The sequence below is a fragment of the Pontibacterium granulatum genome, from assembly GCF_029961155.1.
In the GTDB taxonomy this organism is placed as follows: Bacteria; Pseudomonadota; Gammaproteobacteria; order Pseudomonadales; family Balneatricaceae; genus Pontibacterium; species Pontibacterium granulatum.
In genome coordinates this window covers 63,610-80,138 of record NZ_JASBRH010000011.1, presented here as the reverse complement: position 1 = coordinate 80,138, position 16,529 = coordinate 63,610, and the positions used below count along the sequence as shown (strand labels likewise).

10 protein-coding genes are annotated in these 16,529 nt (G+C 56.3%); 4 read left to right on the top strand and 6 right to left on the bottom strand.

What is annotated here, in order from left to right; genetic code table 11:
* Nucleotides 1-45 precede the first annotated feature (45 nt).
* The 4 genes from QKW35_RS11995 to QKW35_RS11980 all read right to left on the bottom strand — a co-directional run bounded on the left by QKW35_RS11995 (nt 46) and on the right by QKW35_RS11980 (nt 4,595).
* Entirely contained in the window at nt 46-546 is a 501-nt protein-coding gene (locus QKW35_RS11995; RefSeq protein ID WP_282353367.1) for a hypothetical protein, read from the bottom strand.
* An 895-nt stretch (nt 547-1,441) separates the two neighbouring features.
* Nucleotides 1,442-2,839 carry a TRAP transporter large permease gene (locus QKW35_RS11990; RefSeq protein WP_282353365.1) on the bottom strand — a complete coding sequence of 466 codons (1,398 nt, stop codon included), beginning with the start codon at nt 2,837-2,839 and terminating at the stop codon, nt 1,442-1,444.
* Nucleotides 2,840-3,427 (bottom strand): TRAP transporter small permease, encoded by a 588-nt coding sequence (locus tag QKW35_RS11985; RefSeq protein WP_282353364.1) that lies wholly within the window; start codon nt 3,425-3,427, stop codon nt 2,840-2,842.
* A gap of 187 nt (nt 3,428-3,614) precedes the next feature.
* Nucleotides 3,615-4,595 (bottom strand): TRAP transporter substrate-binding protein, encoded by a 981-nt coding sequence (locus QKW35_RS11980; RefSeq protein WP_282353362.1) that lies wholly within the window; start codon nt 4,593-4,595, stop codon nt 3,615-3,617.
* A 440-nt stretch (nt 4,596-5,035) separates the two neighbouring features.
* Here QKW35_RS11980 and QKW35_RS11975 point away from each other — a divergent pair, with 440 nt between their 5' ends.
* Nucleotides 5,036-6,646 (top strand): methyl-accepting chemotaxis protein, encoded by a 1,611-nt coding sequence (locus QKW35_RS11975; RefSeq protein WP_282353360.1) that lies wholly within the window; start codon nt 5,036-5,038, stop codon nt 6,644-6,646.
* 147 nt (nt 6,647-6,793) lie between these two features.
* Here the strand turns inward: QKW35_RS11975 and QKW35_RS11970 are convergent, their stop codons facing one another.
* Both QKW35_RS11970 and QKW35_RS11965 read right to left on the bottom strand, forming a co-directional pair.
* Complete coding sequence (locus QKW35_RS11970) at nt 6,794-8,179, bottom strand: sigma-54-dependent transcriptional regulator (protein WP_282353357.1); 1,386 nt, start codon at nt 8,177-8,179, stop codon at nt 6,794-6,796.
* Between the two features lies 1 nt (nt 8,180).
* Nucleotides 8,181-10,439: an ATP-binding protein gene (locus QKW35_RS11965; protein ID WP_282353356.1), complete on the bottom strand. Its 2,259-nt coding sequence runs from the start codon at nt 10,437-10,439 to the stop codon at nt 8,181-8,183.
* 523 nt (nt 10,440-10,962) lie between these two features.
* Between QKW35_RS11965 and pyk the strand changes: the two genes are divergently transcribed.
* The 3 genes from pyk (at nt 10,963) to gshA (ending at nt 16,474) form a co-directional block, all read left to right on the top strand.
* Nucleotides 10,963-12,399 (top strand): pyruvate kinase, encoded by a 1,437-nt coding sequence (gene pyk / locus QKW35_RS11960; protein ID WP_282353355.1) that lies wholly within the window; start codon nt 10,963-10,965, stop codon nt 12,397-12,399.
* A 79-nt stretch (nt 12,400-12,478) separates the two neighbouring features.
* Nucleotides 12,479-14,740, top strand: a complete 2,262-nt coding sequence (locus tag QKW35_RS11955) for a Tex family protein (RefSeq protein WP_282353354.1) — start codon at nt 12,479-12,481, stop codon at nt 14,738-14,740.
* Nucleotides 14,741-14,908: 168 nt separating this feature from the next.
* On the top strand, nt 14,909-16,474 hold the full coding sequence (gene gshA, locus QKW35_RS11950; RefSeq protein WP_282353353.1) for a glutamate--cysteine ligase: 1,566 nt from the start codon (nt 14,909-14,911) through the stop codon (nt 16,472-16,474).
* Nucleotides 16,475-16,529: the final 55 nt, after the last annotated feature.

Genomic DNA, 16,529 nt, shown 5'->3' with positions numbered 1-16,529 from the left:
AGCTCCCAAGGGAGCTTTTTTAATATTTCTTTATAAGACAGATCTTTAAGGCGTTTCCGGCGAATGGCTAAAACCTTTGCCAAAGAACGCCTTGAGGGTAAACAACGCAATCGACAGCACCCCCCAGGTCAGCCCCACAACCACCCCTGCATCCACGATCCCACGCCACGGCTGCTGCATCATATGGACAAACTGCACCAACACGATGATACCCAGTGTCAGGCAGATCGTGACAATCTGACGCTTACGGCGCACGTGGAAGTACCCCATACAAAACAGCGGCGCCAGCAAGGCACGCGTTGGCGTCACATGCTGGGACAGGTAATAGATACGCGCAGCCACCCGCGGTGAAAACGCCTTCTGGAAACCACGGTAGCCCTCGGCAAACCCCATAAAGCCCACACACGCCACCAACGCCGCCCAGTGATACCAGCTCAGTGGTTGATCAAACATCTGCCAGGCAATCTGGCTCAGGCGATAGATTGCACTGCCCAGAATCAGGCAGATACCGGTAAAGCCCCACAATGCTGCAACAGAACCGAACACCTTAATACTCCAGAAAAAGATCAGCGGGGTATTATACGTAACTGTGCGCGGGGATTCGATAGAACGGACAGACAGGTGATATAAATCACCCGTCGACTAACAGACGTACCGCTGCTAAGTAATACGTTTGTTTTCCTTGTTCGCCCTTATTAGTGCGAGGCAAGGGAGGGGGTTGGCCCTCCCTTACCAATCCCTGCCAACCCTACTACTTGCCGGACTGCGTCCGGTGCCCTGCGCGTTTCGGCTTCACGTGGGCCTGCGGAACTCGTCGCTTCGCTCCTCAAACAGTCCTCGGCCTTCATCACGCGAACCCTGCAATGCTCGGCTACGTAGAAGGGAGATAGGTCTGTGCCTGCCTAGAGATTAGCGCATGGGAATCCCCGCTACTGTAGGGCAGCGTTCACGCTGCCGGTAGGCTGAATGCCTACCCTACATTGGATACTCTGGGATCGAAGTTACCGTTTGGCACTGAACTTTCCTCCCCTCTACGCCGCCGAGCATTACAGAAATAAAACGACTAAAAGCAAATTCTGTTTGAGGCCGAAGGCCGAGTTTATTTGCTTCGTTTTATTTCGAAACGCACAGGGAACCCGCGAAGCGGGCAAGTAGTGGGGCTGACGGGGATTGATAAGGGGAGTTCAGCAACTCCCCTTATCTCGCCCTATCGGGGCGATAATAAAAGAAGGTGCATTCCCCAAAGAGCCAACCAAGCTTTGTAAGATCAAGCACAAGGCTTACGGTTTTCGAGGGCGTGAAACGTGCGTCAACCAGACATAAAAAAGCCACCGAGGAAGCCTCGGTGGCAACTGCACTAACCAATCGGTACAGATAGGAGCAAACCGGAACCCCGCCAGGAGGGAAGGGTTCCGTACGTTTCCGGATTGGGATTCGGAAATCAGTATCCGCGCATGGAATCAATCAACTCCGGCAGGAACAGAGAGATCTGCGGGATATACGTGATCAGTATCAGGAAGAACAGCAACAGGCTCAACCAAGGCAGGCACGCCTTGATGACCCAGACCATGTTCTTTCCGGTGATACCGGCCGTTACAAACAAGTTCAGACCCACCGGCGGTGTCAGCATGCCGATCTCCATGTTCACCACCATGATGATACCCAGGTGAATAGGATCGATACCCAGCTGTGTTGCAATCGGGAACAGGATTGGCGCCATGATCAGCAGGATTGCCGACGGCTCCATGAAGTTACCCGCAATCAGCAGCAGGATGTTCACCACGATCAGGAAGCCCCACGCTGGCAGCCCCCACTCGATAATGGATTCCGCGATGGTGTGAGGGATTCGCTCAGTGGTCAGTACATGGGCGAACAGCATCGCGTTGGCGATAATGAACAGCAGCATCAGGGATACCTTGGAGGCATCCAGGATCACTTTGCGTACTTCCGGGTGAGTCACGGACTTAGGCAGTGCAATCAGCATATGACCGATGTTACGTGCGGTCGCCGTACCGAAAGCTTCACCATCTTTGCGCCACAGCACACCTTTCATCGGGCCGATATCTCGGTAGCCAAAGACCGCAATCAGGTAAGCGTATACCGCTGCGACAGAAGCCGCCTCAGTTGGGGATGCGATACCGCCGTAGATGGAGCCCAGTACGATGACGATCAGCATCAGACCACCCATTGCAATCGCGCCGGATTTCGCCAATTGACGCATGCCCGGAAACGGCTGTGCGGGTAGCTTCTTAATGCGCGCCACCACATAGATGGCGAGCATCAGGATGCCGCCCATCATGATGCCCGGGATGAAGCCGGCCATGAACATACGGGATGCGGACACCTCAGTCGCCGCCGCATATACCAGCATGACGATGGATGGTGGAATCAGGATACCCAGGGTACCGGCGTTAGCAATGACACCCGCCGCAAATGACTGTGGGTAACCTGCGCGCACCATACCCGCGATTACGATGGTACCGATCGCCGCTACCGTTGCCGGGGAAGACCCGGATACCGCTGCGAACAGCATACATGCCAGTACGGACGCCATCGCCAGACCGCCACGGATGTGGCCTACACTGTCGATTGCAAAGTTGATCAACCGTTTCGCCACACCACCGGTGGACAGGAACGCGGAGGACAGAATAAAGAACGGGATCGCCAGCAGCGTGTAGTGTTCAGACGTTGCTTCAAACAGCTTCAGCGCAATCGATGGCAGCGAGTCGTTCGAGAACAGCAGAATAGTGGTCACCGAGGAGAAACCCAGAGCGATCGCAATCGGCATCCCCATAAAGATGAAACCGAACAACATAAGGAACAATGCAGCAATAGTCATTTATTTGGTCTCCTTGCCATCGTCGGTCGCTTCAGATACCGCCACATCCGCTTCGGTGTGCTCTTTCAGCTCTTCAGCAATCTCCATGGATTCTTTGGCTTCATCAACAAAGTGGAAACCTTCCGCATCGCCTTTCAGCACCTTCCAGCCAAGTTCCAGGAAACGCAGCGCCAGCAGTGCAAAACCGATCACCAGAACACTCATTGGAATCCATTTAGGGACCGGCAGATCTTCCAGCTCGATGCCGATCATCTTCATCTTCGCCAGATAGATCCAGGAGCCGTACAGGAACATGCCGCAGTACACCAGCGCCAATACAATCGCCAGCAGCGTCAGGAAGCGGTGAATCGGGCTTGGCAGCAGCTTTACAAACACATCCACACCGATGTGAGCGCCCACTTTCACACCGTAACTTGCGCCGTAAAGCACAAACCAGGCAGCAATCAGCAGGGTCACTTCCTGCGCCCAGTGGATACCGGTGTTAAAGCCGAAGCGCAAAACCACCTCAGCAAAGACCAACAGTGTCATCGACACCATCAGCAGGGAGAGAAAACTCTCCTCAAAATGATCAATTATTCTTTTCACCATGACGGCCCCCTTATCGCGTGGCGCTCACATACGCCTTTTATCGTTATCGCCGAAGGAACTTAGGCTCACAGGACAGCTCACATGCCTGGCATGTGGGCGAAGCTCTCCTCTGAACATGAAGGTATAGAGTGTGGTAATTGACGAGGAGACGGGCAGGCCTGCCCGCCTCCGTTACCAGGCTAGAAGCTTAGTTGGAAGCTTCTGCAGCGCTGATGACATCAGCACCGATCTGGTCTTCGAATTTCTTCCAAACTGGTTTCATCGCTTTAACCCACTGCTCGCGTTCAGCGTCAGTCAGGCTAACAATTTCAGAACGTTTGGAGTCGATGATCGCCTGCTTGTCAGCGTTCGCTTTCTCGGCGGCAATCTTGTTACCGTGTGCGATCGCTTCGTTCAGAGCTGCCTGGATGTCGGCACGCAGGTCGTCGTCCAGACCCATCCAGAACTCAGCAGACGTTACCACCAGGTAGTCCAGAACACCGTGGTTGGACTCGGTGATGTATGGCTGAACTTCGAAGAACTTCTTGGAGTAGATGTTGGACCAGGTGTTTTCCTGACCGTCGATCGCTTTAGTCTGCAGCAGGGTGAATACTTCAGAGAACGGCTTTTTAAGAGGCACTGCGTCAACCGCTTCGAACTGCGCCTGCAGTACGTCAGAGGTCATGATGCGGAATTTTTTACCGGATGCGTCAGCAGGCACTTTCAGTGGCTCGGATGCGGACAGCTGCTTCAGGCCGTTGTGCAGGTAACCCAGACCAACCAGGCCTTTTTTCTGCAGGGAACCCAGCAGTTGCTGACCTTCAGGACCGTTCTGGAAGCGCTCTACCGCGTCCATGTCCTTGAACAGGAACGGCAGATCGAATATCTGCAGCTTCTTGGTGTATTTCTGGAACTTGGACAGGGATGGTGCAGCCATCTGCACATCGCCCAGGATCATCGCTTCCAGAACTTTGTTGTCACCGAACAGCTGAGAGTTAGGGAAAACTTTTACTTCTACTTTGCCAGCCAGACGCTCATCGACCAGTTCCTTGAACTTGATCGCCATCTGACCTTTCGGGGTGTTTTCAGCTACTACGTGGGAGAACTTGATCTCAACCGGTGCAGCCGAAGCTGTCTGAGCACCAACCATCAGAGCCAATGAAGCTACTGCAGCAGTAAGTAAACGCATAACGCATCTCCTGTTTTTTGATTTATTTGGCGTTGCTTTGTTTGGACAGAGTCATCCGCGCCACCTGAAATCGATGTGCGCGGTGATTACTGATGTATTCAGCAAACAGGGTGCCAAGTTGCGCTCATTGACAAAAAATAAAATTTATCCCTTTTAAATTCATATACTTGAAAGTCTTGCTCATTGAGCAGTTCCTAAAAAACCCTTTCTGATTATGGATGGAAATCCACCCATTTAGCCGTTTTCAGCTGGCGACAAACCACCCATACATCACTTGTCATATATCAAGTGCACTGTAAGAAAATGTACTAAATATTGATCTGCGTCCGCCGATAATCTCCAATGTCACTATGCTTTTGGGCGCTTTCCAGCCTAAACTGTGCGCTTTGTAAACAAAACGCGTCGGGCTCAAATTTTCCGGTAATACAGGTGGTAGAAACGTGAAATTCACAGGCAGTTCAATCCAGACCAAGGTGAACCTTTCCCTGGCTGTTGTTTTTTTACTTGTTCTGATCAGCTCTCTCACCACCATCTACAACAGTGAAACTACTCTCGCGAAAACTGTTGCCCGCAAGACAACCACCGACACCGCCAGCTCCTATTTCGACAGCATCAACATTCTGATGCTGAGTGGCGCGATGAATAACCGCCAGTCGCTACAACAGAAGATTCTCACCAACGAAGACCTGAGCGAAGCCCGAATAATCCGCGGTGACGCAGTTGCCAACGTCTATGGCCCGGGTTCAGCCGATTCTCGCATTATCGACGATCTTGATCGTCGTGCCATGAAAGGTGAATCAATCATCGAAGAGATCAACAACGACAAAGGACACTTCCTGACCGTTGTTACACCGATGAAAGCCCTCTCTTCCTATAAGGGTACCAACTGCCTGCTCTGCCACCAGGTACCGGAAGGCACCGTCTTGGGCGCAGTACGCGTGACTTATGACTACGCCAACCTGGACGAGCAGATCAGCAGCAACGTGATGAAGGTAGCCTTTGTTGAACTGGCGCTGTTTATTGCAGGTCTGGTCATCATGAGCCTGCTGCTGCGTAAGATCGTGGTAAAACCGGTGAGACGTCTGAGCCAAACCATCGCCACCATCGACCAGAATGCCGACCTGAGCCAACGCATTGCGGTGACCTCGAATGACGAGATTGGAGAGATGTCTAGCGCCTTCAACTCCATGCTGCAGAGCTTCCACGACAGCCTGAACAAGGTGAGTACCACCATTCATAAGCTGGGTACGTCCAGCCACCAGATTAACGACATCGCCGCCATGGCCAACGAAGCGGTGCGCAACCAACAGGTGCAAACCAGCGCCGTTGCCGCAGCGATGGAACAGATGGAAGTCGCCACCCGCAGCGTGGAAGCCAGCGCCGAAAGCACCGTGTCCGCCTCCGAACTGGCACTGAAAGAAAGTACTAATGGTACGACTATCACCAACACGGCGATTGGTGCCATTGAAACCCTGAAACAGGAGATCGACGGCGCCACCACCGTGATTCACAAGCTGGATGAGCAGAGTCAGAACGTGGGCACCGTACTGGAAGTGATTCAGAAGATCGCCGAGCAGACCAACCTACTGGCGTTGAACGCCGCCATTGAGGCTGCCCGTGCCGGTGAACAGGGCCGAGGGTTTGCCGTGGTAGCCGACGAGGTACGCACACTGGCCAGCCGTACTCGTAACTCCACCGAAGAGATCAATGCAATTATCGAAGCGCTGCAACAGGATGCCCGCGATGCGGTAAACGTAATGCAACGTGCACACCAGAGCGCCGAACAAGGGGTTGAGCAGGTACAAAGCACATCCAACGCCCTGACCAATATAGCCGAAGAGGTCCGTGTCATCAACGACATGAACCACCAGGTGGCCTCCTCCGTGAAAGAGCAGACCCAAATGGCATCCAGCGTGGAAGAGAGCGTATCCGAGATCGCCAGAACCGCTGAACACACCTCCAACCGTGCCGGCAAACTCAACCAGGTGGCGCACGAACTGGGCTCCCTGGCCAACGAACTGGAAGGTTTGGTACAGCGCTTTAAGCTCTAAACGAACCAACGGACACCCAAAAGGCCGCATTCAGCGGCCTTTTTTATTTCTGTCCCGTCCTGAATAACGATGACCAACCTGAAAAATCGTTTTGCACGGTAGCTTTGCCATTGCGAAGCAATGCCCAATACCACCTAACTCAGCACATCAGTTCTTATAGTCGTTCTTATCCAGACCGTACTTCTTCATCTTGTCGTACAAAGTCTTACGCGGCAGCCCCAAGCTCACCAGAGTATCCTTGATTGAACCGCCATGCTGCGCCAGCTCGGCCTGAATCAGCATCTTCTCGAAGCGCTCCACCTGCTCCGGCAGGGTCATGGTGCCGCTCTGCTCACCGCTGGTGATCGGGCGGTTGTCGAAGTCAAAGGTGCAGGTCTCACCCAGCAAGACGTAACGCTCCGCCAGGTTGCGCAGTTCACGTACGTTACCCGGCCAGTCGTGCATCATCAGGCTGTGCATACGCTCGGCGGACAGCGGCGTGATGGGCCGCCCGTACTGGTTGGAGGCCAGCAGTGCAAAGTGCTGGAACAGCATCGGGATATCGTCGCGACGCTGACGCAGGGATGGGATATCCAGCTTCACCACGTTGAGGCGGTAATAGAGGTCTTCGCGGAAGTCGCCCTGCGCCGCCAGCTCTTTCAGATCCGCTTTAGTCGCAGCGATGATACGGATATCCAGTGGGATCAGCTCGTTGGAGCCCAGGCGCTCGATCGCCCGCTCCTCCAATACGCGCAGCAGTTTGATCTGCAGTGTCATCGGCATGCTCTCGATCTCATCGAGGAACAGAGTGCCACCGTTGGCGTGCTCGAATTTACCGATGCGACGCGCTTTAGCGTCGGTGAAGGCGCCTTTCTCGTGTCCGAACAGCTCGGACTCGATCAGGTTTTCCGGCACCGCACCGCAGTTGATCGCTACAAAGTTGTGGTCGCGGCGCACACTGTGGTCGTGGATATAACGGGCGGTCAGGTCCTTACCGGTGCCGGTCTCCCCCATGATCAGAATATCCGCCGGGGTATCGGCGATGGTCTGGATCATGCGGCGCATCTGAGCCACTGACTGGGTGTTGCCAATGATGCGTGGACCGGGCGAACTCTGCAGCTCCAGCTCGTCACGCAGGCGGCGGTTCTCGATGGTCAGACGGCGCTTCTCCACCGCACGACGCACCACATCCAGCAGCCACTCGGAGGAGAACGGTTTTTCGATAAAATCATAGGCGCCGTCGCGCATGGCGCTTACCGCCATGGAGATATCGCCGTGACCGGTAATCAGGATCACCGGCAGGTCCGGGTCACGTGCCTGCACCCGGCGCATCAGCTCCAGGCCGTCGATGCCCGGCAAATTGATGTCGGTAACCAGTACTCCCGGCCAATTGTCGCTGATCAGGTCCTGCACCTGCTCGGCGCTCTCCAGCACGGTTACATCGTAGCCGCCCAGTTCCAGCGTTTGCCCCGCCGCAAGACGGATATGTTTTTCGTCGTCCACCAGAATGATGGGAAGACTCTCTTCGTTTTGCATCTGAGGCCCTGCTGTCATATCACTCGATCCCTGCGACCTGCGCCAGTGGTAATTCGATTATAAAGATTGCCCCGCCGTCCCGGTGGTTTTCCACGCTGAGGCGGCCGTTGAGGTTTTCGATGATCCGGTGGGAGATCGACAAGCCCAGCCCCAGCCCCTGCCCGGCCTGCTTGGTGGTAAAGAATGGCTCGAATACACGTCCCAGTTCACTGGACGGTATCCCCGGTCCATAATCCCGCACACGGATAATCAGGGATTCCTCCTGCTGCTGCAAGCTGATCTCAATCCGTTTCTGCTCCACCCCTTCCATCGCCTGCAATGCGTTGCTGATCAGGTTAACCATCACCTGCTCCAGCCGCACCATATCCGCCATCACGTAGATCCTGGATAGGTTATCCGGCCAGGTAATCTCGGCACCCACCTTGCTGAGACGGCCATACATAATCGACATCGCCCCATCGCGCACCGCCTGCAGGCAGACCGGTTCCGGCTGACCGGAGCTCTTTCGGGAGAATTCCTTCAGCGGGTGGATAATCTTGGCCATGCGTTCGGTCAGGCCACCAATCTCATCCAGATTGCTGGCCGCCACCTCAGTCTTGCCCATCCCCAGAAAAGCGCGGGCATTATCCGCATAGGCACGGATCGCCGTCAGCGGCTGATTCAGTTCATGGTTGATACCCGCCGACATCTGCCCCAGCACGGCCAGCTTGGCGGTCTGGATCAGCTCGTTCTGGGTATTGCGGTGCTGCTCAACCTCTTCCAGCAATTTTTCGTTGGCCCGGGTCAGATCCGCGGTACGCGACTCGACACGGGATTCCAGTTCATCCCGCGCCTGCTGCAGTTCCTGCTCGTAGAGTTTACGTTCGGTGATATCGTGGATGGTGACGATAAAACGGTTCACCCCTGCAACCCGCATCTCGCCAATCACCAGCTCGATCGGGAACCGGCTACCATCCTGACGACAACCGCTGGCTTCGATAAACAGCTCAGCCGGGCGCTCTTCATCGGCAGTGGTTATATGATCCCAACATGCCCGCCGGTCCTGATGCCCCACCAGGATGCTGAAATACTGCGCGCGGATATTATCCTCGTCGTACCCGAACAACCGCTCGGCGGTGGTATTAAACGACTCGATCCGTCCCTGGGCATCCAGGGTAATCAGGCCCGCCTGGGTATTATCGATAATGGCGCGTATACGGGATTCGTTCTCTTCCAGTGCTTCGGTACGCTGCTGCTTGAAGCGCTCACGTTCACGCTTGATTCGATCCCGTGCCATGAGGAACAACACCAGCAGCCCCACCGCCACATAGACAAAGGAGGCCAGGATCACCGCGTTGAAGACCTGCCGGCTCACTTCCCGGGTACTGGCCAGAATCACCACATTGAGGCCGCTGTCCGGCATCATCCGGCTCTGCATCAGGTATTGGGTGGCCGCAATCCCGTCCAGTGCAGCGTTGTCGATCCGCTTGCCATCAAGCAGGGTGATCAGTTGACTACCGTCATTACGTCGTTTGCGCTCGATGATTTCCAGCGCATGCAGTTCCCGATTACCATAACGCAGGCTTTTCACTATACGTTGCATGTCCTGGGGCGTCAGCGGATGTAGGGTGCGGAACTTCCAACCCTCTTCAGTGGAGATAAACACCACCCCGTCTTCATCAGTCACCAGAATGTGTCGGTTGGGGTCGCTCCAGTCCGACTCGATCTCGTTTAGGTCGATCTTCACCACAACCACACCCAGAATCTTGTCGCGCACGGTTACCGGGTAGGAGAAGTAGTACCCCCGTCGCTGAGACATGGTACCCAGGGCGAAATAGCGCCCCGGTTTACCCGCTATCGCATCCTGGAAGTAGGGACGGAAACTGTAGTTCTGCCCCACGAACGAACGCGGCTCTGCCCAGTTGCTAGCCGCAGCCGTCGTCCCGTTTTTGTCCATCAGGTACACGTCGGCGGCTTCCACCGTATTGGTGACGTACTCCAGATAGACGTTGGCCGCGCTGCGTGCAGCGGCGCTATCGGGATTCTTCAGGGCATCGTGCAACAGGGAGTGGGTGGAGAGCAGGCTGGGCAGTTTGTTATAGCGATCCAGTTTCTGCTGCAAGCTGAGGATATACCGGTTGAGGTCAGCTTGCGCGCGGCTTTGCAGCGCATCCATCCCCTGGCTGCGACTCAACGACGCGGTCTGACCGGTAATCAGCGCATAGGCGATGACCGCCATCACCGAAACCAGTATCCGGTGTTTGCGCCAGGGCTGGATAAGGGAGCCTAAGCTAATCATGACCTTTTCATTATACGACGCCGCCTGCACAACGCGGGCACATAGGGTAACCAGCCGTAAACCGGCGCGGGGAATATTTGTCTGTCACAGACGCTTCTTATTATGCGCGGAACGGCAAGAACTTGAAATACTGAGTGCGGAGCCCTATGTTGTTCCCTATTGAGCCTAGCGGGAAGGCGCGAATAAGTCTCGTGAGTGCTCTGCAAGTCCTAAAGCCTGTAGATGCAAGGCGCAGTTCGCAGTTAATGGCCTTAGTCCTTAGCAAGAACTGCAACACAGCAGATGCAGGCATTAGGACTTGCCCTGCGGGGCTATCGGGAAGATCCACACTCGGTGTCAGCGCTTTTTGCAAGGTTTCAACATTACTGCAAAGCGATTCCTTGATTGTGAACCTTCCCGATAGCCAGAGCACATACAGGACTTACTCGCGCCTTCCCATACAAAGCACGCGGCTTCATGCTGCCAACAATAAGACCGGATAACCGGCCCACCCTCTATCACCTAATAATTGCGAGTGAGCCTAATGCTTAAACGTACCAAAATTGTAGCGACCCTTGGTCCGGCGACGGATAAACCTGGTGTTTTGATGGAGCTGCTGCGTAACGGCGTCAACACCGTGCGCCTGAACTTCTCCCACGGCAGCGCCGACGATCACCGTAACCGCGCCCAGGCCGTGCGCGAATGCTCACGCAGCCTTGGCTTGCCGGTGGCTATCCTCGGTGACCTGCAGGGTCCGAAAATACGTATCGCCCGCTTCCAGAACGATAAGATCCAGCTGAGTGCTGACGACAGTTTTGCACTGGATGCCGCACTGGATACCAACGCCGGAGACCAAACCCAGGTGGGTATCGACTACAAACAGCTGCCGGAAGATTGTGAAACCGGAGACGTCCTGCTGCTGGATGACGGCCGCGTGCAGCTGAAAGTAACCGGCATTGAAGGCAGCCGCGTCGACACCAAGGTGCTGATCGGTGGCCCACTGTCCAACAACAAAGGCATCAACCGTCAGGGGGGTGGCCTCTCCGCCGCAGCGCTGACCGACAAGGACAAACGTGATATCAAGGTCGCAGCCGAGATCGGCATGGACTACGTGGCAGTGTCCTTCCCGCGTTCCAGTGCCGACCTGCGTGAAGCCCGCGAACTGCTCGATGCTGCCGGTTCCAAGGCAGAGATCATCGCCAAGGTGGAACGTGCTGAGACTGTCGCCAGCACCGAAGCCCTGGACGACATCATCCTTGCGTGTGATGGCGTGATGGTGGCCCGAGGGGACCTGGGTGTGGAGATTGGTGATGCCGAGTTGATCGGGGTACAGAAACACATCATCCAGCGGGCCCGTGAACTGAACCGCGTAGTGATCACCGCCACCCAGATGATGGAAACCATGATCGAGAACCCGATGCCTACCCGTGCCGAGGTGTTCGACGTGGCCAACGCCATTCTGGACGGTACCGATGCGGTAATGCTGTCAGCGGAAACCGCAGCGGGTAACAACCCGATCGAGGTGGTGAAGGCGATGACCCAGATCTGTCAGGGCGCGGAGAAGCACCAGCTTTCCCGTCCGGCGCCAACCGGCATCACCCAGCGTTGTGAGCGTTTCGACGAAACCATCGCCCGTTCCGCCATGTACACGGCCAACCACCTGGTCGGCGCCAAGGCGATCATCTGCCTGACCGAGTCCGGCTCCACCCCGCTGTGGATGTCCCGTATCCGTTCCGGCCTGCCAATCTACGCACTGACCCGTAACGACCGTACTCTGCGCCGTATGGCTCTGTACCGTGGTGTAGATCCAATGTTCTTCGACGCCACCGCAGTAAGCGAAGAGAAGCTGAATCACGAAATTCTGGAAGGTCTGAAAGCCAAGGGGCAGCTCGAGTCGGGGGATCTGGTGATCCTGACCCGCGGCGCTCAGCTGGGCCAGGACGGCGGCACCAACTCCATGCAGGTGCTGAAGGTTTCCTGATCTGCCACACCCACGTAGCGCCTGCTGCGTGGGTGTCTCTCCGCTTTGTATCCCCTTTCTTTGCCGCAACGAGATCCCCATGCAAGTCGCTCAACTGATCGCCAACGAACTCCAGGTCCGCCCGCAGCAGGTGGAAGCCACCATCAAATTACTCGACGAAGGCGCCACCGTGCCCTTCATCGCCCGTTACCGCAAAGAGGTGACCGGTGCCCTCGACGACGGCCAGCTGCGACAGCTTTCCCAGCGTCTGGGTTACCTGCGCGAGCTGAACGACCGCAAGCAGACGATCCTCGGCAGCATCCGCGACCAGGGCAAACTGAGCGACGCTCTGGAGAAGCAGATCCAGGCGTGTGACAGCAAAAGTACGCTGGAAGACCTCTATCTGCCCTACCGCCCCAAACGCCGCACCAAGGCGCAGAAAGCACGCGAAGCAGGCCTTGAACCGCTGGCGCAGCACCTGCTGAAGGGCAGTAACGACAGCCCGCAGAATCTGGCTGCCCCCTTTGTGGATGCCAGCAACGGCATAGAAACCACCGAACAGGCACTGGACGGTGCCCGCCATATCCTGATCGAGCAGTTCGCCGAGCAGGCCTCTCTGGTGGGCAAGCTGCGTGAATGGTTCTGGCAGCAGGGTGTTCTGCGCAGCAAGCTGGTGAAGGGCAAGGAGCAGGAGGGAGCCAAGTTCCGCGACTATTTCGAGTACAGTGAAGGCATCCGCAAAGTGCCGTCGCACCGCGCCCTGGCGCTGATGCGTGGCAGCAACGAAGGTATCTTGCGCCTGCAGCTTGCACTGGAAGACGGCGATAGCCAGTACCCGGCCGAACAGATCCGCCGCGCCCACCAGCTCAATCCGGGCCATAACAGCGCCGGTCTTTGGCTCAGCGAAACCATCAACCAATGTTGGAAGCAGAAGCTGCAATCTTCACTGGAAAACGACCTGCTCAAGCGCCTGCGCGAACAGGCCGAAGCGGAGGCGATACGCGTCTTCGGCCGTAATTTGCACGACCTGTTACTGGCAGCCCCGGCGGGTCCACGGGCCACCATCGGTCTCGATCCGGGCCTACGTACCGGCGTCAAGGTGGCGGTGGTCGACAGTACCGGCAAGTTGCTGGAGCACTGTGCCATCTACCCGCACGCACCGAAGAATCAGTGGGACCAAGCCCTGGCAACACTCGCCAAACTGGCCCAGAAACACAATGCCGAGTTGATCAGTATCGGCAACGGCACCGCCTCCCGCGAGACCGAACAGCTCGCAAAGGAGCTGATCAGCAAACACCCGGCACTGGACCTGACCGCGGTAATGGTCAACGAAGCCGGCGCCTCGGTCTACTCCGCCTCCGAACAGGCAGCGAAAGAGTTTCCTGATCTCGATGTAACCATCCGTGGCGCAGTATCCATCGCCCGCCGCCTGCAGGATCCACTCGCCGAACTGGTCAAAATCGAACCCAAGGCGATTGGTGTCGGCCAGTACCAGCACGATGTGGATCAAAACCAACTGGGACAGCAGCTGGATGCGGTCGTGGAAGACTGTGTAAACAGCGTAGGTGTGGATATCAACACGGCCTCCGTAGAGCTGCTCAGCCAGGTAGCCGGTCTGAACGCCACCACGGCGCGCAATATAGTCGCCTACCGCGACGAACAGGGCCGCTTTAATAACCGCAGCCAGCTGAAGAAGGTCGCCCGCCTGGGACCCAAGGCCTTTGAGCAGTGCGCCGGTTTCCTGCGCATTCGCGAAGGCGACAACCCGCTGGACAACTCCGCCGTGCACCCGGAGGCCTATGCCCTGGTGAAACAGATCGCCAGCGTTCTACACTGCAAACAGGATGCACTGATCGGCAACACCGAGCAGCTGGGCAAGCTCAACCCGCAACAGTTTATCTCTGACCAGTTTGGTGAATACACAGTCAGGGATGTACTGCAGGAGCTGGAGAAACCGGGTCGCGACCCACGGCCAGAGTTCCGTACTGCACAGTTCAGCGAAGGGGTGGAAACCCTGAACGATCTGGAGCCGGGCATGAAGCTGGAGGGCGTAATCACCAACGTCACCAACTTTGGTGCTTTTGTGGATATCGGCGTACACCAGGACGGCCTGGTGCATATCTCGCAGCTGGCCAACCGTTTTGTTAAAGACCCGCACGAGCTGGTGAAGGCCGGGGATATCGTGCAGGTTCAGGTAGTGGAAGTGGATATCGCCCGCAAGCGGATCGGCTTGTCGATGAAGGACGCATCGACACCAACAGCGCCTAAGGGTAAGAAACCGCTGAAAACTACAAGGGATGAAAAGAGCACCCCACAGGGCAGTCTGGCAGACAAATTCCGCGCGGCAGGCTGGAAAGCCTAGAAACCGGTCAGCAAATCCGAAAAGACTTTGAGGCCGGGGTTTCTGACTTGCTCCGCTGTGAAGCGGAATTGTCACAAAGCGACAAACAGACTGTTTCGCTACGGCATTTTACGAACAGCTCATCTATAATGGGCAACCTTTTTACACTTTTGACGGAAGGACAGCACCTTGGCTGCAGCATTTGAACAGAAGCTGGAATGGCTGAAAAATCAGGGCCATGCACCACTGCTGAAAGGAATTCTCCACGGCATCGAGAAAGAGGGCCTGCGCGTTGATCTGCAGGGCCAGCTGGCGGAGACCGACCACCCGACGGCGCTGGGCTCAGCACTGACGCACAGCCACATCACCACCGATTACTCGGAAGCCCTGCTGGAGTTCATCACCCCGGTGTTCAAGCAGAGCGGTGACGCGCTGACATTCCTGGCTGACCTGCACCAGTTCACCTACGCCAACATGAACGGCGAACTGATCTGGTCTGCCAGCATGCCGTGCCACCTGCCGGATGAGAGTGCGATCCCAATCGCCCGTTACGGCAGCTCCAATGTCGGCACCCTGAAATCGGTCTACCGTGAAGGCCTGAACTTCCGTTACGGCAAGATGATGCAGACCATCGCCGGTATCCACTACAACTTCTCCCTGCCGGAGGCGCTGTGGCCGGAATACCAGGTGTTCTGTGAAAATCAGGACCGCGTACAGGACTTCCGTTCCGCACAGTACTTCACCCTGATCCGCAATTTCCGCCGCTACTCCTGGCTGCTGCTGTACCTGTTCGGTGCGTCCCCGGCCCTGTCCAAGAGCTTTATGAAGGACAAACCGCACGCGCTGGAGAGCCTGGACGACGATACCTTCTATCTGCCGTACGCCACCTCCCTGCGTATGAGCGACCTGGGTTACTCCAACAAGGCACAGGCCTCCCTGAACATCTGCTTCAACCACCTGGCAACCTACGCGGAATCCCTGCACCAGGCGATCAATACCCCGTACGCTGCGTACGAAAAGATCGGGGTGAAGGTGGATGGCCAATACCGCCAGCTGAACACCAACATCCTGCAGATCGAAAACGAATACTACAGTGATATCCGCCCGAAACGCGTCACCCACTCCGGCGAGAAACCACTGCACGCCCTGCGTGAACGGGGTGTTGAGTACATCGAGGTGCGCAACACTGACATCAACCCGTTCCTGCCGTTGGGTATCGATCAGACCCAGGCCGACTTTATCGACCTGTTCCTGATTACCTGCCTGCTGGCGGAGGACGCCGAAATCAGCAACTGCGAATGCGAGCGCATTCACGCCAACCACGATCTGGTGGTGACCCGCGGGCGCGAGCCGGGCCTGATGCTGCAGCGTAAGGACGACAAAATCGAGCTGACCCGCTGGGGTCACGAACTGCTGGATAAGATCCAGCTGACCGCCGATATGATGGATCAGGTGGATGGCTCCAGCCGTTACAGCGCAAGCCTGAGCGCGCAACGCAGCAAGCTGGATGACCCGTCACTGACACCATCGGCCCAGGTACTGAAAGCCCTGCAGGACGACCAGCTCAGCTACGAGCAGTTTGTCCTGCAACAGAGCGCCGCACACCGCGAAACCCTGCTGCAGCACACACTGAGCGAAGAAGCGGGCAGCTACCTGCAGCGCCAAGCGGAGGAATCTCTGCAGGAGCAAGCCGAGATCGAAGCGCGTGATAACCAGGACTTCGATCAGTTCCTGGCGGAATACCTGGCGGGATAATCCCCGTTCCTCGAAAAGTGTCAACGTTATTCAGGACGGGACACAGACACAAAAA

Coding starts and splice junctions, on each gene's coding strand:
- QKW35_RS11990 (WP_282353365.1), bottom strand. CDS start 2,839: ATGACTATTGCTGCATTGTTCCTTATGTTGTTCGGTTTCATCTTTATG.
- QKW35_RS11985 (WP_282353364.1), bottom strand. CDS start 3,427: ATGGTGAAAAGAATAATTGATCATTTTGAGGAGAGTTTTCTCTCCCTG.
- QKW35_RS11980 (WP_282353362.1), bottom strand. CDS start 4,595: ATGCGTTTACTTACTGCTGCAGTAGCTTCATTGGCTCTGATGGTTGGT.
- QKW35_RS11970 (WP_282353357.1), bottom strand. CDS start 8,179: ATGACAGCAGGGCCTCAGATGCAAAACGAAGAGAGTCTTCCCATCATT.
- QKW35_RS11965 (WP_282353356.1), bottom strand. CDS start 10,439: ATGATTAGCTTAGGCTCCCTTATCCAGCCCTGGCGCAAACACCGGATA.
- pyk (WP_282353355.1), top strand. CDS start 10,963: ATGCTTAAACGTACCAAAATTGTAGCGACCCTTGGTCCGGCGACGGAT.
- QKW35_RS11955 (WP_282353354.1), top strand. CDS start 12,479: ATGCAAGTCGCTCAACTGATCGCCAACGAACTCCAGGTCCGCCCGCAG.